This is a genomic window from Rhodopseudomonas sp. BR0G17 (assembly GCF_010907025.1).
Classification (GTDB): domain Bacteria; phylum Pseudomonadota; class Alphaproteobacteria; order Rhizobiales; family Xanthobacteraceae; genus Rhodopseudomonas; species Rhodopseudomonas palustris_H.
Map to the genome: position 1 here is coordinate 182,971 of NZ_QUML01000001.1, position 25,420 is coordinate 208,390.

A 25,420-nucleotide genomic window follows, 5' to 3' on the forward strand; every position below is an offset into this window, starting at 1 on the left:
CATAAAATCCCTGAAAACGGCCATTCGTATGCCCGCGCAATCTGTCGTTTCCGTTTTCGACCCCGACCTGACGCGTCTGCCGGCCGTCGCCCATCGGCTGCATTTCTCCGACCATGAGTCGGAGGTGCCGTTGCATGTGCATCGGAAGGGGCAGCTGATCCTCGCCCTGCACGGAGCCGTCACCTGCACGGCCGCCAATGAAGTCTGGATCGTGCCGCCCAACTGCGGGGTATGGATTCCTGGCGGCGTGCCTCACAGCGCGCGCGCGACTGCCAATGCCCAGCTCAACTACCTGTTCGTCGAACCGGAAGCGGCGAACCTGCCCCGCTCCAGTTGCACGCTGGCGATTTCTCCGCTGATACGAGAATTAGTCGAGCGTCTAGCAGAGGAGCGTGCGGACTATCCAGCAGACAGCCATGCAGCCCGAATGGCGCGCGTGCTGCTGGACGAACTCGCGGAGATGCCGCGAGAGCGGTTCAATCTGCCAATTTCCAGCCACCCCAAAATCCGAGCGATCGCCGACACTCTGACAGCCGAGCCGTCCGACCGCAGGACCTTGAGCGATTGGGCAAAGCAGGTGGCGATGAGTGAAAGATCATTGGCGCGGCTGTTGATCCGGGAGACGGGTCTGACGTTCGGACGCTGGCGGCAGCAACTGCACCTCGTCGTCGCCCTTCGCGAACTCGCGAGCGGCGAAGCGGTGCAGAACGTTGCGGCCGAACTCGGCTACGAGTCCGTCAACGCCTTCATCACCATGTTCAAGAAGGCGCTTGGAAGCACGCCCGCTCAGTACTTCGCGCAGCGTCATGCCCCCACGAAAGCGGGATCGGATGAGCAGAAGCGTGGTTGATCAGGCATCAGTTCTGTTCAACGGGCAGATCCGAACGCTCGGATTTTCCGCGTCGGTGCGCTACCCGCCGGTCACGTAGTCGAACACCAGCTTGATATTCAGCACGACGATGATCGCTGCGATCAGCGATGCGATGGCGGTGAGCCAGCGCGGCGCAACGAATTCGCCCATCTTCGCCCGGCTGGCGGTGAACACCACCAGCGGCACCACGGCGAACGGCAGCTGCAGGCTGAGCACCACCTGACTGAGGATCAGGAGCTGTCCGGTGCCCTTCTCGCCGGCGATGATCGTCACCGCAACCGCCGGGACGATTGCGATCAGCCGCGTCACCATCCGCCGCAGCCAAGGCTTGATCCGGATCTGGATGAAGCCTTCCATCACGATCTGGCCGGCCAGCGTGGCGGTGATGGTCGAGTTCAGGCCGCAGGCGAGCAGCGCAATGCCGAACAGCGTCGGCGCCAGCGTCGAGCCGAGCAGCGGCGCCAGGAAGGCGTGGGCCTGGTCGAGTTCGGCAATATCGGTCTGACCGGCATGGTGGAAGGTTGCGGCCGCCAGGATCAGGATCGATGCATTGATGCTCAGCGCGAAGGTCAGCGCGATCGTGGAGTCGAAGGTGGCGAGTTTGATCGCTTCGTGCTTCTCGGCAGGGCTCGTCCCGAAACCGCGCGTCTGCACCAGGCCGGAGTGCAGGTAGAGATTATGCGGCATCACCGTGGCGCCGAGGATGCCGAGCGCCAGATACAGCATGCCGGGTTCGGTCAGCACCCGCGTGGTGGGGGCAAAGCCGCGGATCACCGCGCCCCAGTCCGGATCGGCCATTGCGATCTGGACTGCAAAGCACGCCGCGATCACGCCGAGCAGCGCCACCACGAACGCCTCGATCCAGCGGAAGCCGAACGCCTGCAGCGCCAGCACCAGGAACACGTCGGCCGCGGTGATCAGCACGCCGATCTCGAGCGGAATGCCGAACAACAGATTGAGCCCGATCGCAGTGCCGATCACTTCGGCAAGATCGGTGGCGGTGATGGCGATCTCGGCCGACAACCACAGCGGCCATGACACCCAACGCGGATAGGCGTCGCGGCAGGCCTGGGCAAGGTCCCTGCCCGCGCCGACGCCGAGCCGAGTGCACAGCGACTGCAGCACCACGGCCATGATGTTGGAGACCAGCGCGACGGTGAGAAGTGCGTAGCCGTATTTGGAGCCGCCCGCGAGCGAGGTCGCCCAATTGCCGGGGTCCATGTAACCGACCGCGACCAGATAGCCGGGGCCTAGGAAGGCAATCAGCTTGCGCCAGAACGGCCCCTTGGCGCGGGTCGGCACAGTGCCGAACATCCCGGCGAGCGACGGCTCGCCGCGCGCCAACCGCCACCCCGTGGTCTGCTCCGGTGCCGGCGAGGGTTCGGCTGTCATCTGCGGCGATCTTGCATCCATCGCATCACAATGCAGGCTCACACAGCTTCTTGCAAGTCATTTGCAATAGCAAGAAGGTAGCCAAGCCCTGGTCGATGACGATATTTGCGGTCAAGGAGCCTCCAGCGGCCGAGTCGCGGGCCACTTTGAACACTGCCACAAAAGACGTCAGTGGTCATTGATCAGGCTTCGACCGTACCGTTTCGGGTACCGGGCGAGATACCGCCGCGATTTTCCAGCTTGCGTTCGCCCGCAAATCGCGCACAACGCCGCCATGACAAATCAAGCGCCAGAGCGGATGTCCTTTAGCGGCTTGCTGGGCTGGGCGACCAAGCCTCCGCAAGCCTATCTCGTGTACGCGATCTGCGTCGTGCTGGTCGGCGGCGTGTCGTTCTATGTCGGGACGCTGAAGCCGAAGCACACGCCGGGCCTGCCCCCTGCTCCAGCCGCTACAGCGCCGCAGAGCAAGTGACGCCCCTTGCGGCTCAGTGCAGCCGCAGGTTCGGGACGATCGGCAGGAACGTCAGCAGCAGGAACAGCGGGATCAGCACCAGGCCAGCCCGCAGCGCGTAGCCGAAGAAGCCCGGCATCTTGATGCCGCGCTCGGTGGCGATCGCATAGACCATGAAGTTCGGCGCGTTACCGACATAGGTCAGCGCGCCCATATAGACCGAGCCCATCGAGATCGCCGCGAGCGTGCCGGCGAGCGGCCCCATCAGCTCGGCGGGGCGGCCGCCTGCCAGCTCGAAGAACACCAGATAGGTCGGCGCGTTATCGAGCACCGCCGACAACAGGCCCGTGAACCAGAAATACGGCACCTCGCGGGGCGTACCGTCGCTCGCCGTCACCGCCTCCAGCAGCGGCGCAAACAGCCCGCTCTTGCCGGCATGCAGCATCGCCAGCACCGGGATGATCGCGACGAAGATCCCGGCGAACAGCTTGGCGACCTCGCGGATCGGCTCCCATGTGAAGCCGTTGGCCGCGCGATGCTCGTCCGCCGTCCACCACAGCGACAGCAGCGCAAGCACCACCAGCATCGCATCGCGCACCAAGTTCTGCAGGGCGACCTTGGTGCCGTAAACGTCGAATTCGATGCCGGGGCGCCACTGCGCGCAGGCCAGAATGGTGGCGATGATGCCGGCGATCAGCAGGAAATTGATGCCGCCGCGAAATCCGATCGGCGCCTCGGCGGTTTTGGCCGGCGCATCGTGCCGCGCGTACCAGCGGTCGAGCAGATAGAACACCAACAGCAGCACGCCGGCGACGATCAGGGTCTGCTGCCACAGGTGTTGTACCGGCCAGAAGAAATCGACGCCGCGCAGGAAGCCGACGAACAGCGGCGGATCGCCGAGCGGCGACAGCGCGCCGCCGATATTGGCGACCAGGATGATGAAGAACACCACGACGTGGACGTTGTGCTGCCGTCCCGCATTGGCGCGGATCAGCGGCCGGATCAGGACCATCGCGGCGCCGGTGGTGCCGATCAGGCTGGCGCAGGCCGTGCCCACGGCAAGCAGGCCGGTGTTGATCAGCGGCGTCGCTCGGATGGTGCCGGTGACCAGGATGCCGCCTGACACCGTGAACAGCGCGAACAGCAGCACGATGAAGCTGAGATACTCGGCGAGCAGCGCATGGATCAGCGATGCCAGCGCGATGTCCCAGCCGTAGACGATCGCAATCGGCGCCAGTGCCAGCACGCCCCAGCCGGCGGCGATCTTGCCGTAATGCGCGTGCCAGACCTTCGGCGCCAGCAGCGGTCCGAGCGCGATCGACAGCAGGATGCCGGCAAACGGCACGCCCCAGGCCCAGCCGAGCGCCGCGCCGTCGAGCTCGGCCGCCTGGGCGGGCCCCGGAAGCGCGGCGAAGACGAGCAGCGGAAGTAACAGGCGAAATCGGCGGGAGCAGCGTTCGATCATCGCATCCACTTCAAGGCAATTCGGGAGCGAGACGCAAAGCCAAACGAACGGCCCGCCTGCGACATAGCGCGCAGGCGGGCCAGCATCACGCGATGCTGCGTCCGAACTTGTTGGATTTCGGGAAGCCCTTCGGCGGCAGCCGGCCGGCGTCGGCGCGGTTGCCGCGCCATTCGGCGAGTTCCTTCATGGTCGCGCTGAACTCGCGGCCGGCGGAGTCGCGCCAGCTCAGGCCCTGCTTCGACGAGAAGGTGGCGATATCGGACAGGCCGCCGTCCTTGTACTTCTGCAGCCGCACGCCGCGGCCACGGGTCATCTCCGGCACCTGATCGAGCGGGAAGATCACCATCTTGCGGTTGTCGCCGATTACCGCGACGCTGTCGTCGCCCTCGCTGACGACCGTGAGCGCGCGCGCTTCGTTGGGAATGTCGACGTTGAGGATCTGCTTGCCCTTGCGGGTCGAGCCGACGCACTCGTCCTCGTTCACCATGAAGCCCTGGCCATCATGGCTGGCGATCAGGAATTTGCGTCCGCCGGTGTGCACGAACACAGTGACGATCGCGGCGTCCTGCTCCATGTCGATGAACATGCGGATCGGCTCGCCATGGCCGCGGCCGCCTGGCAGCTTGGCGACATCGAGCGCATAGAACCGGCCGTTGGTGGCGAGCAGCAACAGCTTCGAAGTCGTCTCGGCGAAGAACGACTGGCCGAGCTTATCGTCCTGCTTGAAGTTCAGCCCGGACAGGTCCTCGACATGGCCCTTCAGGGTGCGGACCCAGCCCTTGTCGGAGATCACCACGGTCACCGGCTCGCGCTCGACGAAGGCTTCTTCGATCGCCGCCAGATCGTGCTCCGGCGCGTCGGCGAACTGGGTGCGGCGCTTGCCGAGCGGCGTCTTCGGCCCGAACATCTCGCGCACCTTGCGGACCTGCTCGCCGACCTTGGCCCACTGCTCGGTCTCGGACTTCAGGATCGCGTTGATGCCCTTCAGCTCCGCGCGGAGGTTCTTGTCCTCGGTACGGATCTCGAATTCCTCGAGCTTGCGCAACGAGCGCAGCCGCATGTTGAGGATCGCCTCGGCCTGAATCTCGGTGAGATTGAAGGCCTTCATTAGCACCGGCTTGGGCTCGTCCTCGGTGCGGATGATCTTGATCACCTTGTCGATGTTCAAGTACGCGATCAGATAGCCGCCAAGCACTTCGAGCCGATGCTCGATCTGGCCCTTGCGATACTCCGAGCGGCGCAGCAGCACGTCGCGCAGATGATCGAGCCATTCGCGCAGGCACTCGGCGAGGCCGAGCACCTTCGGAATCCGGCCCTTCACCAGCACGTTGAGATTGAGCGGGATCCGGCTCTCCAGCTCGGTCAGCCGGAACAGCGATTCCATCATCAGCGTCGGATCGACGCTGCGCGACTTCGGCTCGATGACGATGCGGACGTCCTCGGCGGATTCGTCGCGGATGTCGCCGACCAGCGGCAGCTTCTTCTCGTTCAGCAGCTCGGCGATCTTCTCGATCAGCCGCGACTTCTGCACCAGCCAGGGGATCTGCGTCACCACCACGGTCCAGGTGCCGCGCGCGCCCTCTTCCTGCTCCCATTTGGCACGGGTGCGGAATGCGCCGCGGCCGGTGGTGTAGGCCTCGGCGATGCTCTCCTTGGAATCAATGATGATGCCGCCGGTCGGGAAGTCCGGGCCCTTGACGAAGCGAAGCAGCGCTTTCGACTTGGCGTCGGGTTTCTCGATCAGATGCAGCGCGGCGTCGCACAGCTCGGCGGCGTTGTGCGGCGGGATCGCGGTCGCCATGCCGACGGCGATGCCCTGCGCGCCGTTGGCGAGCAGGTTCGGGAAGCCGCCGGGCAGCACGACCGGCTCTTTCGACTGGCCGTCGTAATTGGCGCGGAACGCGACGCCGTCTTCGTCGATGCCTTCCAGCAAAAGGCGCGCAACGTCGGTCATCCGCGCTTCGGTGTAGCGGTAGGCCGCCGGGTTATCGCCGTCGATGTTGCCGAAATTGCCCTGGCCGTCGACCAAGGGATAGCGCGACGAGAAGTCCTGCGCCAGGCGCACCAGCGCGTCGTAGATCGACTGGTCGCCGTGCGGATGGAACGAACCCATCACGTCGCCGACGATCTTGGCGGACTTCTTGAACGGCGTACCGGGGTCGAGCCGCAGCAGCCGCATGCCGTAGAGGATGCGGCGATGCACCGGTTTGAGGCCGTCGCGCGCGTCCGGCAGCGCCCGGTGCATGATGGTCGACAGCGCGTAGGCGAGATAGCGCTCTTCCAGCGCCTCGCGAAGCTGGACCTCGTGGATCTCGGCCGGCTCCGGCGGAATCAATCTTTTTCCCATGGCGTGGGGTTATCCCCTGACCGGAAGCGGAGCAAGCGCCAGCGGGCCTTCCGGCCTTGCGGATTCGCCTGGAACCTGGGCGCCACCCTCCTGGGCCGCCGAGTCGAACCGGGCGCGGGCGCGCTCAATCTCGGGGAAGTTCTGCTCCGCCCAGCCGACCAAGGCCGTCAACGGTCCAAGCACGGACTCGCCGGACGCCGACAAACGGTACTCCACACTGGGCGGCTTGGTCGGAAACACCTGCCGGGCGACCAGCCCGTCGCGCTCCAGATCGCGCAGCGTCTGAGTCAGCATCCGCTTCGAAATGTCTGGAACATCTCGCAGCAGCGCATTGAACCGCATCGGCTTTTCGGCCAGCGCGATCAATAGCAGCGTGCTCCATTTGCTGCCCAGATGGTCGAGCACGTTGCGCACCGGACAGCGGGTGGCGTCGAAGCCCTGCTCCCGCCAGGCGGCATAGCGGTCAGTCAGCGTGGCGCGGTGCGCAGCGACCGCGAGGTTATCTGCAGGTGACCTTGTCACGAAATACTGCCTCCTTACGCGGCCGGACGAAGGTCTCCAATATAGACCTACCCTCAATTGAAAACCACCAGGAGATCCTGATGTCCGCCTCCCGTTTCCTCGTCACCGGTGCCAGCGGCCAGCTTGGCCGCCTCGTCATCGACGGCCTGCTCAAGACCGTCCCGGCCTCCCAGATCGGCGTGCTGGTCCGCAGCGAAAAGGCTGCCGCCGAATTCGCCGCCAAGGGCCTTCACGTCCATACCGGCGAATACGGCCGTCCTGACAGCCTCACGGCCGCCTTCACCGGCGTCGACCGTGCTCTTCTGATCTCCTCCAGCGAGATCGGTCAGCGCACCGCTCAGCACCGCAACGCGATCGAGGCGGCGGGCCAAGCCGGCGTCAAACTGCTCGCCTACACCAGCCTGCTGCACGCCGACAGCTCCCCGCTGGGGCTCGCCGAGGAGCATCGGCAGACCGAGGCGGCCTTGAAGGCGTCCGGTGTGCCGCACGCCCTACTCCGGAACGGTTGGTACAGCGAGAACTACGGGGCTTCGATTCCGGCCGCGCTGGCGCACGGCGCCCTGCTCGGCAGCGCCGATGGAGGCCGCATCGCCTCAGCGGCGCGCGCCGATTATGCCGAGGCCGCGGTCCGTGTGCTCACCGCCGCGGAACCGGAGGCCGGCCGCATCTACGAACTCGCCGGCGACGGGTCCTACACGCTCGCTGAGTTCGCCGCCGAGCTGTCGAAGCAATCCGGCAAAGCAATCGCCTATCGCGATCTGCCGCAGGCCGACTACGAGGCTGCACTGGTCGGGGCCGGCCTGCCGGGACCGTTCGCCGCGCTGCTGGCGGACTCCGACGCCGGTGCCGCCAAGGGCGCGCTGTTCGACGATAGCCACACCTTGAGCCAGCTGATCGGTCGCCCGACCACGCCGACCGCCGCGACGATCTCAGCGGCTCTGAAAGCCTGATGCAGCGATCGCGGCCTCTCGCGGATATGACGCGGCCGGCTACGACTCCGCCGGCCGCTGCAGCGCGCGGGTGATCGCATTGATGAACCCCGCGCGGGCGTCCGAATGGCTCTGCCCGCGCGGCTCGAGCACATTGCGCAGCAGGAAGCGGCCGGTCAGCTCGAAGCCATCGAACAGGTCCTGCCCGGACCAGCCAACCTCGCTCGCGGCCTCGTCGTCACGCAGGAACGCCGGCAGGCGCAGCAGTCGGTCGCGCCATGGCTCGCCGGCGCTGCGCGAGACGGCACTCCCCGACTTCGGCGACACATAGATCAGTTCCGTAGTGCTGCCGGTCGCGGCGCAGACGGACAGATCGAGCCCGAAGCCGAGCTCGGCCAGGATCGCCAGTTCGAACCGGATCAGATGCGCGGCGGCGACTCCGAGGTCGTCGAAATCATCGAGCGTGAACAACAGCCGATGATAGATGTCCTCGTGCGGATCGCGCTCCGGCAACAGCCGCGCCAGCGCCGCCAGATGGGTGACGCCGTACACCGCGTAGGATGACGCCAGCAGCGTCGCGGCGCGCATCTTGGTGGCTTCCAACTGATAGTAGCCGAGATGCTCGTCTAGCCTCGCCCGCCACGAGGCCAGCACGCTGTTGCCGGGCTGCAGCAACGGCCGCATCCGTGCCGACGCCCCGCCCCGCACCATGCCGAGATGCCGGCCATGCTCGCGGGTCAGAAGCTCGACGATCGCGGCGGACTCGCCATGGCGCCGCACCCCGAGAATGATGCCCTCGTCGCTCCATTCCATCGGACGAGCCTATCGGATTCCGCGCAGTCGCGCCTGCCGGCCTTACGCGGTGAACCAGCCTCGGGCGTCGCCGGTGTAGGACAGATACAGTCCCGCCGCGGTCAGGATGCAGGACGCAATATCGATCCACAGTCCGGCTTCGATGCCGCTGTCGCCGACGATCTGGGCCAGCGACACCACTGAGAACACCAGCGAGGCGGTCAGCACCGCCCTCGCCCAGTTCTTGCGGGCGTGGGCGGCGAGCCACACCAGATAGCTCAGCAGTACGATCAGGCCGGCCGCCATGGTGTTCGCGGCGGCCACGACACCGGCCGACATGTTGGGCTCGATCACGGTGCGATCCTGAAACGCCACCGAGATGCAGTCGAGCATCAGCGAGGTGAGCAGCAGCACTTCGAACCAGTACACATTGCGCGGCAGGCTGGTGGTGGTGCTGGTGGTCATTCCTTGGGGAACTCCAGGCCCATTTCGCGGTAGCGATCCGGATCGTTACCCCAATCCTCGCGCACCTTGACGAACAGGAACAGGTGCACCGGCTGCTCAAGGATCTCGCCGATCTCCTTGCGGGCCTCGGCGCCGATCGCCTTGATGGTCGCGCCGCCTTTGCCGAGCACGATTTTGCGCTGGCTCTCGCGTTCGACGAAGATGGTCTGCTCGATCTTGACCGAGCCATCCTTGCGCTCGGTCCAGGTGTCGGTCTCGACCGTCGACTGATACGGCAGCTCCTGATGCAGTTGCCGGAAGATCTTCTCGCGGGTGATCTCGGCGGCGAGATGGCGCAGCGGCGCATCCGACATCTGGTCTTCGGGATAATGGAACGGGCCCGGCGGCACCTGCGCAGCCAAAGCCTTGCGCAGATCGTCGACACCGTCGCCGGTCAGCGCCGAGACCATGAAGGTCTGATCGAACGCCAGCCGCTGATTGGCGGCCTGCGCCAGCGCCAGCAGCTTCTCGCGGGCGATCAGATCGATCTTGTTGAGCACCAGCAGCTTCGGCCGGTCGACATTGGCGAGGTTGGCCAGAATGTCTTCGGCCTGCTCGTTAATCCCGGCACGGGCATCGAGCAGCACGCAGACGATGTCGGCATCGTGCGCACCGCTCCATGCGGTCTTGACCATCGCACGGTCGAGCCTCCGCTTCGGCGCAAAGATGCCGGGGGTATCGACCAGGATGATCTGCGAGGCATCTTCGATCACGATGCCGCGGATCAGCGCGCGCGTGGTCTGCACCTTTCGCGACACGATCGTCACCTTGGAGCCGACCAGCGCGTTGACGAGGGTGGATTTGCCGACGTTCGGCGCGCCTATCAGCGCAACGAAACCGCAGCGGGTCGCGGCGGTCGCCGCGTCTTCATGTTCAGCCATCATTGCCGCCTGTGCCGACGCCTTCACGCGCCAGCATCGCCGACGCCGCGACCTTCTCGGCCGCGCGCTTGCTGCCACCGACACCTTCGGCCGGCTCGAGGCCCGGCAGTATGACGGCAACACGGAATTGGGGATCGTGATGCGGACCGGTGCGCTCGACTTCGCGGTACACCGGCGTCGGCAGGCCGCGGGCCTGTGCCCACTCCTGCAACACAGTCTTGGGATCGCGCAGCGACCGCGCCGGTTTGCGCATCCGCTCGGTCCAGTTGCGGCGGACGAAATCGGACACTGTGTCGTAGCCGCCGTCGAGATAGATCGCGCCGATCACCGCTTCGCAGATGTCGCCGAGCACCGACTTGCGCAGCTTGGCGCCGGCGCCGGCCCCAACCGTGCCGAGCTTGATGCCTTCGACCAGGTCGAGACTGCGGGCCACGTCGGCGCAAGTTTCCTTGCGGACCAGATCGGCGAGCCGCTTCGACAACTCGCCTTCGTCGGCGTCCGGAAACGCCCGATACAGCATATCCGAGACGATCAGGCCGAGCACGTGATCGCCGAGAAATTCGAGCCGCTGATAGCTGTCGGTGCGGCGCGCGGATTTCAGCGCGGAGACGTGGGTGAGCGCGGTGGTCAGCAGCGCCGGATCGGCGAAGCTGTGGCCGAGCCGTTGCTCGATCGCTGCTGCGGTCGCCTTGGACTTCGCCTTGCTGGCGCGCCGCTTCTTTGCAGTCGAAGGCTCCGCCGCCGGAACTTCCTGCGGTTGCGGTTCACTCGCCGTCGAGGGTTGCTCGACGTTGGTCACATCATCGCTCATCGCACGATGGAGAAGATACGGCTCCAGCGCACCGCGGTCGGCCAGCGCCAGATCTGCCAGGCGTGCTCGCCCTCGGCGATCGAGAAGAAGATCATCTGGGCGCGGCCGATGATGTTCTCGTATGGCACATAGCCCACCGCGGACAGCACGCGGCTGTCGGTGGAGTTGTCGCGGTTGTCGCCCATCATGAAGAAGTGGCCGGGCGGCACGGTGTAGACGTTGGTGTTGTCGTAGAAGCCGTTATCGACGCAATCCAGCGTCTCATAGGACACGCCGTTCGGCAGCGTTTCCTTCCAGCGCTTGACGCGCGCGGTGGCTTCCGAGCCGCACGGATCTTCGCCGACGTAGTCCGACAGCCGCTCGCGGTCGACCGGCTTGTCGTTGATGTACAGCAGGCCTTCGCGCATCTGGATGCGATCGCCCGGCAGACCGATCACGCGCTTGATGTAGTCGGTGGAGTCGTCCTTCGGCAGGCGGAACACCACCACATCGCCGCGGTTCGGATCGGAGCCGAAGATCCGGCCGGAGAACAGCGGCGGCGACAGCGGAATCGAGTAGTGGCTGTAGCCGTAGGTGTATTTCGAGACGAACAGATAGTCGCCGACCAGCAGCGTCGCCTTCATCGATCCGGACGGAATGTTGAAAGGCTGGAACAGGAAAGTGCGGATGATCAGCGCGATGATGAGGGCGTGAATGACGACGCGGATGGTTTCGCCGACGCCGCTCTCAGATTTGGTTCCGGATGTCACGCTCATCGCTTTCCCGATTCCCGTCGCGGGGAGCCGCGCGGTGGACGACTGGACTGGTGCGGAACGGGTCCAGGTGATGGCGAGACGTAGGCCGCAGCGACGGACACCGCCACGACCGGCGCTCGTTCGCCGAGGACTCGACCCCGCTGGGGATTCCGCGCGGTTTTAGACTGTTGTCGCGACCGGTGCAATCAAGCGTCGCGGCTTCGCGAGCTAATGCTATGACGAATCAACCGCTTTTCCGTCTCACGAGGACGTGGCGCCGGTCGCCTCGGCGGCCGCCGGGACAGCCGAGATCACCACGAAAGCCTGGGCAAGCGGCCATTCGTCGGTGATCGACAGGTCGATCCGGGCCGTCATGCCCGGAGGCGTCAACGCGTCGAGGCGGGCTTTGGCACCGCCGGTCAGCATCATGGTCGGCCGGCCGCCGGGCAGATTGACCACCCCCATGTCGCGCCACCACACCCCTTGCCGGATACCGGTGCCAAGGGCCTTCGAGCAGGCCTCCTTGGCGGCGAACCGCTTGGCGTAGGTGGCGGCGACCAGTTCCGCCTTCTTGGCACGCCGCTCGGCCTTCGCCCGCTCCGCCTCGGTGAACACCCGATCCAGGAACCGCTCGCCGTGACGTTCGATCACCTTGGCGATCCGGGTGATGTCGATCAGATCGGAGCCGATGCCGATGATCATGCGGCGATCGCCTTGGCGCGGCCTCGGTCCATCGCCGCCCGCATCGCCCGCACGGTCTCGCCGAGGCCGACGAACAGCGCCTCTCCGATCATGTAGAAGCCGATGTTCAGTTCGACGATCTGCGGTAGCTCAGAGATCGTCTCGGCGGTGGCATAGTCGAGACCATGACCAGCGTGGACTTCGAGCCCGGCCGACCGCGCCAGCGCGGCGCCGGCAAAGATCCGCTGCCATTCGGTATTGGCCTTGGCCGCGTCGCCGTCGGTAATCGCATCGCACCAGGCGCCGGTGTGGATTTCGATCGCGGGGGCCTTCAGCTTCGCCGCCATTTCGATCTGCGCCGGATCGGCAGCGATGAACAGCGAGGTGCGGATTCCGGCATCGTTGAAGCGCGCGATCGCCGGCCCGAGCGAGGCTTGCTGGCCGACCACGTCGAGGCCGCCCTCGGTGGTCAGCTCCTCGCGCCGCTCCGGAACCAGGCAGACCGCATGCGGCTTCACGCCGAGCGCGATCCTGATCATGTCGTCGGTTGCCGCCATTTCGAAATTCAGCGGCTTGGAAATCTCCGCCTTCAGCCGCTGCATGTCGGCGTCGCGGATGTGGCGGCGATCCTCACGCAAATGCGCGGTGATCCCGTCGGCCCCCGCCTCGATCGCCGCGAACGCAGCCCGCAACGGATCGGGATGGCGACCGCCGCGCGCATTCCGCAGCGTGGCGATGTGATCAATGTTGACGCCGAGACGAAGCGGAGGAGTTTTGGACATTATCGAGAACCGAAAGACTTGGAGTGGATATCACGCGTCATTGCGAGGAGCGAAGCGACGAAGCAATCCAGTTCAGGGCTCGTTGTGCTGGATTGCTTCGCTTCGCTCGCAATGACGAACATACTAACTGCCTCGTGCGACCTCTGGCCTCAGCCGTTCACCCGCTCGACGTGAGCGACGACGTCCTTGGCGCGCAACTGGGCGATGATCGCGCTGAGATGCTTGAGGTCATAGACCTCGAGATCGATGGTGAGTTCGGTGAAGTCGGGCGAACGCCGGCTCATGTTGATGTTGTCGATGTTGCCGTCGTGCTCGGCGATGACGCCGGCGATCTGCGCGAGGCTGCCGGGCTCGTTGACGTTCTGCACGAACAACCGCGCCGGGAAGCGCTGCGGCGTGGTCTCGTCGATGTCCCACTTCACGTCGAGCCAGCGCTCCGGCTCTTCCTCAAATTCCTTCAAGTCCGGCGACTGGATCGGATAGATGGTGATCCCCTCGCCCGGCGTGACGATGCCGACGATGCGATCGCCCGGCACGGCGCCGCCGTTCGGCGCGAACTTCACCGGCAATCCGGAATGCAGACCGCCGATCGGAATCACCGAGGAAACCTTGCCGGTCTCGGGGGCCTTGCCGATCACCTTGTCCGGCACATCCTTCTTGCCGCCGAACCGCGCGATGCGCTCTTCCTTGTAGTCCGGGTACATCGCCCGGGCGACATCGGACGCCTTCATCTCGCCGCGGCCGACCGACGCCATCACGTCCTCGACCGAGGCCCGCGCAAGCCGTGGCAGCGCACCCTTCAGCTTGTCGTCGGCATATTCGATCTTGGCGCGGGCAAACAAACGCTCGACGATGCGGCGGCCGAGGCCGGCATACTGATCGCGCATCGCGACGCGGGTCGCACGGCGGATCGCCGCCCGCGCCTTGCCGGTGACGGCGAGCGATTCCCATGCCGCCGGCGGCGCCGACTGTACCGGCGAGGTCAGCACTTCGACTTCGTCGCCGTTCTGCAGCTCCGACGACAGCGGCGCGAACTTGCCGTTGATCTTGCACCCGACCGCGCTGTTGCCTACGTCGGTGTGCACCGCATAGGCGAAGTCGACCACGTTGGCCTTGCGCGGCAGCGCGATCAGCTTGCCCTTCGGGGTGAAGCAGAACACCTGGTCGTGGAACAGCTCGAGCTTGGTGTGCTCGAGGAATTCTTCTGGGTTCGAGCTCTCCGACAGCATCTCGATGGTGTGACGGAGCCAGGCGAACGCATTGGACTCGCGGTTGAGCAGCTCGGTCGGCGAGCCGACGCCGTCCTTGTAGAACGCATGCGCGGCGATGCCGTATTCCGCGATCTGATTCATCTCGCGGGTCCGGAACTGCAACTCGACGCGCTGCTGGCCAGGGCCGATCACCGTGGTGTGCAGCGAACGATAGTCGTTCTGCTTCGGTGTAGAGATGTAATCCTTGAACCGCCCCGGCACCATCGGCCAGGTCGTATGCACGACGCCGAGCGCGCGATAGCAGGCCTCGACGTTGTCGAGGACAACGCGGAAGCCGTAGATGTCGGAGAGCTGCTCGAACCCGACCGACTTGCGCTCCATCTTGGTCCAGATCGAGAACGGCCGCTTCCGCCGCCCGGTGACCTCGGCGGTGATGCCGTGGCGAGCGAGATTGGCGGAGAGCTGGCTTTCAATCTCGCCGATCAGATTGCGGTTGCGTTCTGCCAGCGCGTCGAGCCGCTGCATCACGACCGTAAAGGCTTCCGGATCGAGGCTGCGGAACGACAGGTCCTCGAGCTCCTCGCGCATCTCCTGCATGCCCATGCGGCCTGCGAGCGGCGCGTAGATGTCGAGCGTCTCCTCTGCAATGCGCTGACGGGCGGCGGGCGGCACGAACTCCAGCGTGCGCATGTTGTGCAGGCGGTCGGCGAGCTTGATCAGCAGGACGCGGACGTCGTCGGCGATCGCCAGCAGCAGCTTGCGTAGGTTTTCGGCCTGCTTGGCCTCGCGCGACACCAGCTCGAGCCGCTTCAGCTTGGTCAGGCCCTCGACCAGGGCGCCGATTTCCGGACCGAACATGGTGTCGATCTCGGTCCGAGTCGCCTCGGTGTCTTCAATGGTATCGTGCAACAGCGCGGCGACGATGGTGGCGTCGTCGAGCTTGAGGTTGGTCAGGATCGCGGCGACTTCGAGCGGGTGCGAGAAATAAGGGTCGCCGGAGGCGCGGGTTTGCTCCCCATGCGCCATCATCGCGTAGACGTACGCCCGGTTGAGCAGATCCTCGTCGGTATTCGGATTGTAAGACCGGACCCGCTCGACCAGATCGTATTGCCGCATCATTCGGGCACGGGATCGGGGCTTGGCGGCAGCAGAAGGCTCGGCAACGGCGGCTGCCCCGCCGGCCTGCTCCATCTGCTTCGAACTCTGGCGTCCTGACGCCATTCCACAACCTTTATTGCATTGCAGCGACGGCGGAACTCCGCCCTCGGAGCTTTAATTACACCCGCTAGCCCTCTGATCTTGTGCCATGAAAGGAACCAGAACGGCCAGAAAAAACCGCGATTTCGGCGGAGTTTAGGTCAGGGCAGCAATGCGCCGGACACTGTTCCGTGTGCACCCGAATCTCCTTCGAAAACGAAAAACGGCCCGGAAGCGATCCGAGCCGTTTTTGCAGAGCATCACGGAAACGTGCAAAGCCGCCGTAGGGCTTATTCGTCTTCCTCGGGCTGCTCTTCCGGGGGCGCCAGGCCCTCCAGACCCTTGAGCAGCTCTTCCTCGGTCATCCGCTCCATCGCCACTTCGGTGTCGTCGGCATCGACGCTGGCGCCGGCCGAGCCAATCAGCGGAACGGTATCGGGTTCCGGCTCATCGACCTCGACGAACTTCTGCAGCGAGTGCACCAGCTCTTCCTTGAGGTCTTCCGGCGAGATCGTCTGATCGGCAATTTCGCGAAGCGAAACAACGGGGTTCTTGTCGTTGTCGCGATCGATCGTGAGCGGCGAGCCGGACGAGATCATGCGGGCGCGATGAGCGGCCAACAGGACGAGGTCGAACCGGTTGTCGACCTTGTCAATGCAGTCTTCCACGGTGACGCGCGCCATGGCCAGTCGCTCCGTTCAATAGGACCAAAATCGGGGTTAGACCGCTACCTATAGCGCGAAGGCGGCTTTCGCAAGCAGCAATTTGTCATTTGGCCGATCAGCCCCACTCTGATAATGCACCCGACATTCCGGGACGGCCGGCCACTGGCCAACTCGGACGAACACGAGTCCGACAACAAAAGGCTTCTTTTCAGAAAGAAAAGTATAGAATACCGGCTGATGCTTCGTGCGGTTGAAGTTTGTGCCGGTTGCCCAGCGCGACGGCTATTCGTGCAAAAATTGACTTGAGCTGCGCAGCTATTTCCGTTGCGCCAAGAAGCTGACAACAGACACATGAGAGATCTTGATGTCCACTTCCTCCAGTAACAAAATTGCGCTGTTCATCGACGGTGCCAACCTTTACGCAACCGCAAAGACTCTCGGCTTCGACATCGACTACAAGCGGCTGCTGAAGGAATTTCAAAGCCGCGGCAATTTGGTCCGCGCCTTCTACTACACCGCGATCATCGAAGATCAGGAATACTCGTCGATCCGCCCGCTGATCGACTGGCTGGACTACAACGGCTACACCGTCGTCACCAAGGCGACCAAGGAATTCATCGACGCCTCCGGCCGCCGCAAGGTCAAAGGCAACATGGACATCGAGCTTGCTGTCGATGCCATGGAGCTGGCCGAACACATCGATCAGATGGTGTTGTTCTCGGGCGACGGCGACTTCCGCTCGCTGGTGGAAGCCGTGCAGCGCCGTGGCGTCCGCGTCACCGTGATTTCGACGATTTCCAGCCAGCCGCCGATGATCGCCGACGAGCTCCGCCGCCAGGCCGACATCTTTACCGATCTGGTCGAGCTGCAATCGAAGATCGGCCGGGATCCGGCCGACCGCCCGCCGCCGCGGGAACCGCGAGAGCCCCGCGAACCGCGTCACCACGCGCCGCAGTTCCTGCAGCGGCCCACTGCCTTGGCGTCGCGCGCCGGCGCTGACGACTTCGAAGACTAAGGTCTATGCCGACGTTGACGCGGGGCTCCGGGCCCCGCGTCCCGACCTCCCTCACCGACCCTGACCGCGACTGCCCGTTCTGCCCGCGTCTCGCTGAATTCCGCAGCGAAGCCCGCGCACGCGAACCGGGCTGGTTCAACGCGCCCGTCCCGTCCTTCGGCGACGTCGACGCCTCGCTTCTGATTGTCGGCCTTGCGCCGGGCCTGCAAGGCGCCAACCGCACCGGCAGACCGTTCACCGGCGACTATGCCGGCGACCTGCTCTACGCCACGCTGATCGACTACGGCTTCGCCAAAGGCCACTATCAGGCCAGACCCGACGACGGGCTGCAATTGATCGGTTGCCGGATCAGCAACGCGGTGCGTTGCGTGCCGCCGCAGAACAAGCCGTTGCCGATCGAAATCAACACCTGCCGGCGCTTTCTGATCGCCACGATCGAGGCAATGCCGAAGCTGCGCGCGATCGTCCTGCTCGGACGCATCGCCCATGATTCAACGCTGAAGGCGCTTGGCCTCCGCGCCGCCCAGGCCCCGTTCGGCCACGGCGCCGTGCACGACGCCGGCCGGCTGCGCCTCTACGACAGCTACCACTGCTCGCGCTACAACACGAACACCGGCGTCCTGACGACTCAGATGTTTCGCGATGTGTTCGCGCGGGTGCGGGCTGATCTCGACGCGTAGTTGGATCAGAACGAATTGTCATTGCGAGGAGCGAAGCGACGAAGCAATCCAGAGGCCACACGTTCTGAGGCCTCTGGATTGCTTCGCTTCGCTCGCAATGACGGGGGATGGGCATCCGCGACTGCTAACTAGCGCCGATTGCCCTTGAGCCATTCCAGGACGTCGCTGGCGTTTCGATCCGGCGGGAAGACCGGATAGAACACATGGCTGATCCGGCCGTCGTCGATGATCAGCGCCATGCGCTTGAGCAGCGTCATGCCGGCGACCTGCATCGTCGGCAGGTTCAATGCACGGGTCAGCGCGAGGCTGTCGTCGGACAGCACCGCAAACGGCAGATGCAGCCGGGTCGCCATCTCGGTTTGATAAGCGGTCGATTGCGTCGACAGTCCGAACACCGCATTGGCGCCGGCGGCCTTCAACTCGGCGAACAGATCGCGGAACGAACAGGTCTGCGGCGTACAGCCACGCGCACCGGGGATCATGTCCCAGTCCTCAACCAGGCTGATTTGACCGGGCACGCCCGTCCGCGGATAGATGAACAGCACGATCCGCCCCGGCAGCGACGACAGCGTCACGGAGCCACCATCAGTCGCCGGCAGAACGACAGACGGGATCACGGCGCCCGGCAGATGCGCGGCGGCGCCATCATCGTCCGGTGCAGGGATTGCGCTCCAATCGACCTTGAGAAGATCTGGCTGCTTGGTCATGGCCGCCTCCCTCAGAACCCGCTCAGCCGCGCGACCGCAGCAGACGGCCCTTCTCGCGGCTCCAATCGCGCTTCTTTTCGGTCTCGCGCTTGTCGTGCAGCTTCTTGCCCTTGGCGAGGGCGAGCTGCAGCTTGGCACGGCCGCGTTCGTTGAAATACAGCTTGAGCGGAATCAGCGTCATGCCTTCGCGCTCGACCGCACCGATCAGCTTGTTGATCTGCTTGCGATGCAGCAGCAGCTTGCGCGGCCGCTTCGGCTCGTGATTGAAGCGGTTGGCCTGCAGATATTCCGGAATATTGGCGTTGATCAGCCAGATTTCGCTGCCGCGGGCGTCCGCATAGGACTCCGCGATCGTGGTCTTGCCGTTGCGGATCGACTTCACCTCGGTGCCGGTCAGCGCAATGCCGGCCTCGACGGTGTCGTCGATCGCGTAGTTGAACCGCGCCTTGCGGTTCTCCGCGACCACCTTGATCGGGCGTTCGTTCTTCTCGGCCATTTTGGGCGATTCCTGTCGGCGCGGTCGTCGTCACCTATGGCGACGGACCGGCGCCCTTCTTCAACAAATCCCTGATCTCGGTCAGCAGTTCTTCCTGCCGGGTCGGGGTCGGCGGCGGCGACTTGGCCTCTTCCGCCTGTTGCTTCAATTTGTTCAGCGACCGGATCACCGCAAACAGCACCGCCGCGACGATCAGGAAGTTCAGCGTCACCGTGAGGAAATTGCCCCAGGCGAGCACCGCACCCTGCTTCTTCGCATCGGCCAGCGTGCCCGCCGTGACCGACTTCGACAGCGGCGTGAAGTAATTGGAGAAATCCAACCCGCCGGTAACCGCTCCGATGATCGGCATGATCACGTCGCCGACCAGAGAGGTCACGATCGCGCCGAACGCTGCACCGATGATGACGCCGACCGCGAGGTCGACGACATTGCCCTTCATCGCGAAATCGCGAAATTCCTTGAGAAGCCTCGAGCCCTTCTGCTCGAAGTGACGGACGGAATCGGTGCTGTTCATGCGCTCCCTGTCAGTTGATGACTCCTGCGTGCACCATCGCCGCACGGATCGTCTTGCCGGTCGGTTCGGTCACCGGCATCAGCGGCAGCCGGACCTCTTCCTGAATACGGCCGAGCAGCGTCAGGCCATGCTTGGCACCGGCGACGCCCGGCTCCTTGAACACGGCGTCGTGCAGCGGCACCAGACGGTCCTGGATCTTCAGCGCGCCGGGATAGTCGCCCGCGAACACCGCGCCCATCAAATCCGAACACAGCTTCGGCGCGACGTTCGACACCACCGAGATGCAGCCGTGGCCGCCGGCCGCCATATAGGCCAGCGCGGTCATATCCTCGCCCGAGAGCTGGATGAAATCGGGACCCATTGCGTGGCGCTGCTGCGACACACGGCCAAGATTGGCGGTCGCATCCTTGACGCCGACGATGTTGTCGAGCTCGTACAGCCGGCTCATGGTGTCGACCGACATGTCGACGACCGACCGCGGCGGAATGTTGTAGATGATGATCGGAATCCCGATCGCATCGTTCACGGCCTTGAAGTGCTGATACATGCCTTCCTGGGTCGGCTTGTTGTAGTACGGCGTCACCACAAGCACGGCATCGGCGCCGGCCTTCTCGGCGTGGCGCGCGAGCTCGACCGCTTCGCGAGTCGAGTTGGAGCCAGCGCCGGCGATCACCGGAACGCGGCCGTTGGCCTCCGCGATGCACCACTCCACCACCTTGTGGTGCTCCTCGTGGCTCAGCGTCGGGCTCTCGCCGGTGGTTCCGACCGGCACCAGGCCGTGGGTACCCTGCTCGATCTGCCAGTTCACCAAGCTGCGAAACGCCTGTTCGTCGAGCGCGCCATTTTTGAACGGCGTGACCAAGGCGGTAAACGACCCCCGAAATTTCGTCTTGGCTGCCATTCTATTCTCCTCAACGCCCGCCACCTTGCAACGAAGCGCCCTTCATACCGAGTCCCCACCCGACGGGAAAGGGTCCCATCGGCGGAGAAACCGGCGGTTTTGAGGATTCTGATCGGCGGTGGCCGCGGATCTCAGGCGGACGGCGCGACGGCGTAATCGTCGTCGGAGACATGCTCCATCCAAGTGGCGAAACTGCCGTCCAGCGCCTCCTGCATCGCAATATGGGTCATGCCGTTGGTCGGCGAGGCTCCGTGCCAGTGTTTCTCGCCCGGCGGAATCCACACAACGTCGCCGGCGCGGATCTCCCGCACCGGGCCGCCTTCGGTCTGAATCCGGCCGACACCGGTCACGACATACAGCGTCTGGCCGAGCGGATGGGTGTGCCACGCGGTGCGCGCGCCCGGTTCGAACGCCACGCGCGTGGCAGCCAGCCGCGCCGGCGCCGGCGCGGCAACGATCGGGTCCTGCCACACCGTGCCGGTGAAATAGTCCTTGGGCGCCCGCTGGGTCGAGCGTGAGCCCGCCGCGAAGATGTCCATCGACCAGGCTCCTTAGGTTTTGTCGGCCTTCTCCTTGAACGCGGCGTAGCGCGCCTTGGTTTCGGCGTTCATCGGATACAGGCCGGGCAGCACCGCGCCCTTGTTGACCTCCTCGACGATCCAGCCTTCCATCCGCTCCTGCTCCGGGCCCTCGGCGAGCACGTGGTCGAGCAGCGCCTGCGGGATCAGCACCGCACCATCCTGGTCCGCCACGATGACGTCCTTCGGGAACACCGCGACGCCGCCGCAACCGATCGGCTGGTCCCAGCCGACGAAAGTCAGGCCGGCCACCGAGGGCGGCGCAGCCGCGCCGTCGCACCACACCGGCAGACCGGTGCCCAGCACGCCCTCGAGGTCGCGCACCACGCCGTCGGTGATCAGCGCCTTGATGCCGCGCTTGACCATGCGGGCGCAGAGAATGTCGCCGAAGATGCCGGCGTCCTTGATGCCCATGGCGTCGACCACGGCGATGCAGCCTTCCGGCATCGCCTCGATCGCCGCGCGGGTCGAGATCGGCGAGGCCCAGGACTCGGGCGTCGCCAGATCCTCGCGCGCCGGCACGAAGCGCAGCGTGAACGCCTCACCGACCAACCGCGTCGCACCCGGCCGCAGCGGCCGCGCGCCGCGCATCCAGACGTTGCGGAGCCCCTTCTTCAGCAGCACCGTGGTGATGGTCGCGGTCGAAACGCGCGACAGGATGTCGATGGCTTCCGGGGTCAGTGACATGAAGAGAGAGCTCCAGTGATTGTCGGCGCATCTTGCGGGCCGCGACTGCCGCGTCAAGACGCAACCCTGCGATCAGCAGCTCTCTCCAGCGCATGGCGATCATCGCAATTTATCACCTTCAAAGTCGCCGACTTATCGACCTCGCATGAGTTGCGAAGTGCTTTTCAGGCGCTCGGAAAAGGCGCTATCGCTGCCGGTAGCTTTGTGAGATCGTTGAAGCATGACCACCCCACCTCCCAGGATGCTGCCGAGCGGTGACACCGCGATCACCGTCGAGTTCGGCCGCGATATCAGTGATGAAGCTAATCGTCGCGTGCTGGCGCTCGATCGCAAGCTGAAGCAAGCTCCGATCTCCGGCATCGTCGAAACCGTGCCGACCTATCGGTCGCTTCTGGTGCATTACGATCCGGAGACGATCGGCTTCGGCGCACTATCCGATCAACTCGTAACGCTCGCGCAGACGCCCGACGCAAGCGAGACCGCAGCCAAGCGGCGCTGGCGGATTCCGGTGTGTTACGGCGGCGAGCACGGCATCGATCTGGAGGATGCGGCGCAGGCTTTGAACACCACACCGGATGCACTGGTCGCGCGCCACGCCGCCGGCGATTATCGCGTCGCCATGATCGGCTTCACACCGGGCTGGTCGTATCTTTCTGGCCTCGATCCGGCTCTGGCGATGCCCCGGCGGCAAGCGCCGCGACTGCACACTCCGGCCGGCACGATTTCGGTCGGCGGCATCCAGACCGGTATCCAATGTCTGGCCGGACCGAGCGGATGGCACCTGCTCGGCCGCACGCCGGTGCGGACTTATCAGTTGCATCGCGAGCCGATCTTTCTGCTCGAACCTGGCGACGCCATCAGCTTCGCGCAGATCGACGCCAAGGAGTTCGCCGAGCGCGACGATGCAGCGTCCCATGGTGAAGTCGTCGCGGAACTGCTGAGCGCATGACGAAGCTTGTGATCGATAGCGTCGGCCCGGCCACCTCGGTGCAGGATGCCGGGCGCCACGGCGCGCAGCGTTACGGTCTGCCGCCGAGCGGTGCGATGGACCGGCTGTCGCTGGCCGCCGCCAACGTATTGGTCGGCAACAGCGCGTTCGCGGCGGCGATCGAACTCGGCCCGCTCGGCGCGAAACTGAGCGTCCGCGACGGCGCGGTGCGGCTGGCGCTGACAGGCGCCGAGCGGCCAGCCGCGCTGGACGGCAAGCCGCTGGCATTCAACGAGTCGTTCACCCTCACAGAAGGCCAGATCCTCACCGTCGGCGTCGCGCGTGGCGGCGTATTCAGCTATCTGGGAATTGAAGGCGGCGTCTGCGGCGAGCCGATGTTCGGCAGTCTTGCTCTCAACGCGCGCGCCGGTCTGGGCAGCCCCTACCCGCGGCCGCTGCAGGCCGGCGATACCATTGAGGTCAAGTCCGCGGCGCCGGCGCTCGAACGCCGCCTCGACCTGCCCGAGCAACAAGACGCGCCGATCCGCGTCGTCCTCGGTCCGCAGAACGATGAGTTCGGCGACGCGGTCGAGACGTTCCTGGCCGGCGAATGGACGATCTCGGCGACCAGCGACCGCATGGGCTATCGGCTCGACGGTCCGCAGATCTCTCATCTCCACGGCCACAACATCGTCTCGGACGGCACCGTCGACGGCAGCATCCAGGTGCCCGGCTCGGGCCAGCCGATCGTGCTGATGCCCGATCGGGGCACCAGCGGCGGCTATCCGAAGATTGCCACGGTGATCTCGGCCGATCTCGGGCGGCTGGCGCAGCGCCAGCCCGGCCGGCCGTTCCGCTTTCAGGCGGTCAGCGTCGACGAAGCTCAGGAGGCTTACCGCGCGATCGCCAAGCTGATCCGCTCGCTGCCTGACCGGCTGCGCGACGCGCAGCACGCCACCATCGACCTCGATGCGCTGCTCTCCGCCAACGTCGCCGGTGCGGCGATCGACGCACTGGCGGCGGAGTAATCGAATCTGACGACGGGACCAATCGGGATGAAGATCGATCTGAACTGCGACCTCGGCGAAGGCTTTGGCGTCTGGCAGATGGGTGACGATGCGGCGATGATGCAGATCGCCACCAGCGTCAACATCGCCTGCGGATTCCACGCCGGCGATCCGGACATCATGCATGCAACCGTCAAGCTCGCGAAGCAAAACGGCGTCGCGATCGGCGCGCATCCGGGCTTCCGCGACCTGCACGGTTTCGGCCGCCGGCCAGTGCCGGGAATCACAGCCGCAGAGATCGAAAACCTCGTCGCCTATCAGATCGGCGCGCTGCAGGCGGTCGCGGCTCTCGTCGGCCACAAGGTCACCCACGTTAAGGCGCACGGCGCGCTGTCCAACGTCGCCTGCGAAGACGACATGACCGCACGCGCGATTGCCTCAGCGATCAAGGCGGTCGATCCGTCGCTGGTGTTCGTCGTGCTGGCGAACTCGAAACTGATGGTTGCCGGCGAAGCTGCCGGTCTGCCGCTGGCGCACGAGGTGTTTGCCGATCGGGCCTATGAGGACGACGGCAATCTGGTGTCGCGCAAGAAGCCCGGCGCGGTGCTGCACGACCCCGATGAGATCGCCGAACGCGTGCTGCGGATGGCGCAGGACGGCGCTGTCGTCTCCGTCACCGGTAAGGTGATCAAGATGCGCACCGACACAGTGTGCATCCATGGCGATACCAAAGGCGCGGTCGAGATCGCGCGCGGCGTCCGCCGCAAGCTGGAAGCCAGCGGCATCACCGTCGCGCCCTTTGCCGGCACCTGACGCGTAGCTACGCCCCGATCAGGGCCAGCAGCTCGGCGGTGAGCGCGCCGTCCGCGTTCCATTCATCCAGAATGGAGAAGTGGTGATGCCGCGGCAGGATGCTCAGAGTGATGGGCAGTCCTGCCCGCGCAGCGACGTTGGAATAGTCCAGCGACTGACGCTGCAGTTCGGGCAACTCGTCGCCGCCGACCACCAGCGACTGTGGCGCCGTGCCAAGGCGGGTGCGCCGGATCGGGCTCAGGATCTCGATCTCCTGCCGGTCGAGGCGCAGTGCTTCGTCGAGATAGCACAGGGCAATCGGCTCGAGATCGAAGATGCCGCTGATGCACACCACGCCTCGGACCGCGGAATGCGCGCTCGCGACCGATGCGAGATGCCCGCCCGCGGACCACCCGCTGACCACCAGCCTGCGCCGGTCGAAGCCGAAGCGCTCGGTGTCGGCGGCGAGCACGTCGAGCACTAGATCGACCTCGGCGACGATGTCCGACAGCCGCGCCGTCGGTGCCAGCGTGTAGCCGACCACGGCGACATCAATGCCGTGCGCATTCGGCCCATCGGCGACGAAGGAGAACATCTCCTTCGAATTGCGCTGCCAATAGCCGCCGTGCAGAAACACCAGCAGCGGCGCGCCGGTTTCGCCGGAGCCAAAATAGTCGAGCGAAGTCCGCTCGCGATCCGCATACGGGATATCGAGCCGCGCTCCGGGACCGGCGCGGCGGACAGCGCTACGCTCGCGCCAGCGTTCCAGCCATTGCGGGCTGTCGACTACTGCCGCGCTGTTGTTGTAGGCGGCATCGAGAGCCGCACGATCCATCCCGCGATAGACCGATCGCGACGTGTGGGGGGCTGCAACGTCCAC

General features: G+C 65.2%; 28 protein-coding genes. 8 read left to right on the forward strand and 20 right to left on the reverse strand.

What is annotated here, in order from left to right; translation table 11 throughout:
- Positions 1-28: 28 nt before the first annotated feature.
- Complete coding sequence (locus DY467_RS00905) at positions 29-850, forward strand: AraC family transcriptional regulator (protein WP_164633676.1); 822 nt, start codon at positions 29-31, stop codon at positions 848-850.
- A 60-nt stretch (positions 851-910) separates the two neighbouring features.
- On the opposite strand, the gene DY467_RS00910 is transcribed toward DY467_RS00905, so the two are convergent.
- Entirely contained in the window at positions 911-2,284 is a 1,374-nt protein-coding gene (locus tag DY467_RS00910) for an Nramp family divalent metal transporter (RefSeq protein WP_164633677.1), read from the reverse strand.
- A gap of 277 nt (positions 2,285-2,561) precedes the next feature.
- Here DY467_RS00910 and DY467_RS00915 point away from each other — a divergent pair, with 277 nt between their 5' ends.
- Complete coding sequence (locus DY467_RS00915; RefSeq protein ID WP_234803384.1) at positions 2,562-2,735, forward strand: hypothetical protein; 174 nt, start codon at positions 2,562-2,564, stop codon at positions 2,733-2,735.
- 13 nt (positions 2,736-2,748) lie between these two features.
- Here the strand turns inward: DY467_RS00915 and DY467_RS00920 are convergent, their stop codons facing one another.
- The 3 genes from DY467_RS00920 to DY467_RS00930 form a co-directional block, all read right to left on the reverse strand.
- The gene (locus DY467_RS00920) at positions 2,749-4,179 is read right to left on the reverse strand and encodes a sodium:proton antiporter (RefSeq protein ID WP_164633678.1); all 1,431 of its coding nucleotides are present in this window, start codon (positions 4,177-4,179) and stop codon (positions 2,749-2,751) included.
- A gap of 85 nt (positions 4,180-4,264) precedes the next feature.
- The gene (parC, locus tag DY467_RS00925; protein ID WP_164571529.1) at positions 4,265-6,526 is read right to left on the reverse strand and encodes a DNA topoisomerase IV subunit A; all 2,262 of its coding nucleotides are present in this window, start codon (positions 6,524-6,526) and stop codon (positions 4,265-4,267) included.
- A 9-nt stretch (positions 6,527-6,535) separates the two neighbouring features.
- Complete coding sequence (locus DY467_RS00930; protein ID WP_164633679.1) at positions 6,536-7,048, reverse strand: winged helix-turn-helix transcriptional regulator; 513 nt, start codon at positions 7,046-7,048, stop codon at positions 6,536-6,538.
- A gap of 80 nt (positions 7,049-7,128) precedes the next feature.
- Between DY467_RS00930 and DY467_RS00935 the strand changes: the two genes are divergently transcribed.
- On the forward strand, positions 7,129-7,998 hold the full coding sequence (locus tag DY467_RS00935; protein ID WP_164633680.1) for an SDR family oxidoreductase: 870 nt from the start codon (positions 7,129-7,131) through the stop codon (positions 7,996-7,998).
- Between the two features lie 39 nt (positions 7,999-8,037).
- On the opposite strand, the gene recO is transcribed toward DY467_RS00935, so the two are convergent.
- From recO to rpoZ, 9 genes are all read right to left on the reverse strand, one after another.
- Positions 8,038-8,790 (reverse strand): DNA repair protein RecO, encoded by a 753-nt coding sequence (gene recO / locus DY467_RS00940; RefSeq protein ID WP_164633681.1) that lies wholly within the window; start codon positions 8,788-8,790, stop codon positions 8,038-8,040.
- Positions 8,791-8,832: 42 nt separating this feature from the next.
- Positions 8,833-9,234, reverse strand: coding sequence for a hypothetical protein (locus tag DY467_RS00945; RefSeq protein ID WP_164633682.1), 402 nt, complete (start codon positions 9,232-9,234; stop codon positions 8,833-8,835).
- Positions 9,231-10,154 (reverse strand): GTPase Era, encoded by a 924-nt coding sequence (era, locus tag DY467_RS00950; RefSeq protein ID WP_413776069.1) that lies wholly within the window; start codon positions 10,152-10,154, stop codon positions 9,231-9,233. The genes DY467_RS00945 and era overlap by 4 nt, the downstream gene beginning before the upstream one ends.
- Positions 10,147-10,965, reverse strand: a complete 819-nt coding sequence (rnc, locus tag DY467_RS00955) for a ribonuclease III (protein ID WP_164633683.1) — start codon at positions 10,963-10,965, stop codon at positions 10,147-10,149. The genes era and rnc overlap by 8 nt, the downstream gene beginning before the upstream one ends.
- Entirely contained in the window at positions 10,962-11,720 is a 759-nt protein-coding gene (gene lepB, locus DY467_RS00960) for a signal peptidase I (protein ID WP_107355831.1), read from the reverse strand. The genes rnc and lepB overlap by 4 nt, the downstream gene beginning before the upstream one ends.
- Before the next feature lie 240 nt (positions 11,721-11,960).
- Entirely contained in the window at positions 11,961-12,401 is a 441-nt protein-coding gene (acpS, locus tag DY467_RS00965; RefSeq protein WP_164633684.1) for a holo-ACP synthase, read from the reverse strand.
- Positions 12,398-13,162, reverse strand: a complete 765-nt coding sequence (locus tag DY467_RS00970; protein WP_164633685.1) for a pyridoxine 5'-phosphate synthase — start codon at positions 13,160-13,162, stop codon at positions 12,398-12,400. The genes acpS and DY467_RS00970 overlap by 4 nt, the downstream gene beginning before the upstream one ends.
- A 149-nt stretch (positions 13,163-13,311) precedes the next feature.
- Entirely contained in the window at positions 13,312-15,594 is a 2,283-nt protein-coding gene (locus DY467_RS00975) for a RelA/SpoT family protein (protein ID WP_107344622.1), read from the reverse strand.
- A gap of 266 nt (positions 15,595-15,860) precedes the next feature.
- Complete coding sequence (rpoZ, locus tag DY467_RS00980; RefSeq protein WP_011158242.1) at positions 15,861-16,253, reverse strand: DNA-directed RNA polymerase subunit omega; 393 nt, start codon at positions 16,251-16,253, stop codon at positions 15,861-15,863.
- Positions 16,254-16,599: 346 nt separating this feature from the next.
- Between rpoZ and DY467_RS00985 the strand changes: the two genes are divergently transcribed.
- Both DY467_RS00985 and DY467_RS00990 read left to right on the forward strand, forming a co-directional pair.
- Positions 16,600-17,250 carry a LabA-like NYN domain-containing protein gene (locus DY467_RS00985; protein ID WP_011158241.1) on the forward strand — a complete coding sequence of 217 codons (651 nt, stop codon included), beginning with the start codon at positions 16,600-16,602 and terminating at the stop codon, positions 17,248-17,250.
- 5 nt (positions 17,251-17,255) lie between these two features.
- Positions 17,256-17,930: a uracil-DNA glycosylase gene (locus DY467_RS00990; protein WP_164633686.1), complete on the forward strand. Its 675-nt coding sequence runs from the start codon at positions 17,256-17,258 to the stop codon at positions 17,928-17,930.
- 128 nt (positions 17,931-18,058) lie between these two features.
- On the opposite strand, the gene DY467_RS00995 is transcribed toward DY467_RS00990, so the two are convergent.
- From DY467_RS00995 to DY467_RS01020, 6 genes are all read right to left on the reverse strand, one after another.
- Entirely contained in the window at positions 18,059-18,637 is a 579-nt protein-coding gene (locus tag DY467_RS00995) for a peroxiredoxin (RefSeq protein ID WP_164633687.1), read from the reverse strand.
- A 22-nt stretch (positions 18,638-18,659) separates the two neighbouring features.
- Positions 18,660-19,133, reverse strand: coding sequence for an SsrA-binding protein SmpB (gene smpB / locus DY467_RS01000; protein WP_107355732.1), 474 nt, complete (start codon positions 19,131-19,133; stop codon positions 18,660-18,662).
- Between the two features lie 34 nt (positions 19,134-19,167).
- Positions 19,168-19,647, reverse strand: coding sequence for a large conductance mechanosensitive channel protein MscL (gene mscL, locus DY467_RS01005; protein WP_164633688.1), 480 nt, complete (start codon positions 19,645-19,647; stop codon positions 19,168-19,170).
- Between the two features lie 10 nt (positions 19,648-19,657).
- A complete protein-coding gene (gene dapA, locus DY467_RS01010; RefSeq protein ID WP_164633689.1) occupies positions 19,658-20,548 on the reverse strand; it encodes a 4-hydroxy-tetrahydrodipicolinate synthase in 891 nt (296 codons plus the stop codon).
- Between the two features lie 131 nt (positions 20,549-20,679).
- On the reverse strand, positions 20,680-21,087 hold the full coding sequence (locus DY467_RS01015) for a (R)-mandelonitrile lyase (protein ID WP_164633690.1): 408 nt from the start codon (positions 21,085-21,087) through the stop codon (positions 20,680-20,682).
- 12 nt (positions 21,088-21,099) lie between these two features.
- A complete protein-coding gene (locus DY467_RS01020; protein ID WP_107344616.1) occupies positions 21,100-21,813 on the reverse strand; it encodes a ribonuclease activity regulator RraA in 714 nt (237 codons plus the stop codon).
- A gap of 220 nt (positions 21,814-22,033) precedes the next feature.
- Between DY467_RS01020 and pxpB the strand changes: the two genes are divergently transcribed.
- From pxpB to DY467_RS01035, 3 genes are read left to right on the forward strand one after another with little or no spacing between them, the layout of a single operon-like run.
- Complete coding sequence (gene pxpB / locus DY467_RS01025; RefSeq protein WP_164633691.1) at positions 22,034-22,762, forward strand: 5-oxoprolinase subunit PxpB; 729 nt, start codon at positions 22,034-22,036, stop codon at positions 22,760-22,762.
- Positions 22,759-23,769 carry a 5-oxoprolinase subunit C family protein gene (locus tag DY467_RS01030; protein WP_164633692.1) on the forward strand — a complete coding sequence of 337 codons (1,011 nt, stop codon included), beginning with the start codon at positions 22,759-22,761 and terminating at the stop codon, positions 23,767-23,769. The genes pxpB and DY467_RS01030 overlap by 4 nt, the downstream gene beginning before the upstream one ends.
- 27 nt (positions 23,770-23,796) lie before the next feature.
- Complete coding sequence (locus DY467_RS01035; protein ID WP_164633693.1) at positions 23,797-24,561, forward strand: LamB/YcsF family protein; 765 nt, start codon at positions 23,797-23,799, stop codon at positions 24,559-24,561.
- Between the two features lie 7 nt (positions 24,562-24,568).
- Here DY467_RS01035 and DY467_RS01040 read toward each other — a convergent pair whose 3' ends face one another.
- The gene (locus DY467_RS01040; protein WP_164633853.1) at positions 24,569-25,420 is read right to left on the reverse strand and encodes an alpha/beta hydrolase; all 852 of its coding nucleotides are present in this window, start codon (positions 25,418-25,420) and stop codon (positions 24,569-24,571) included.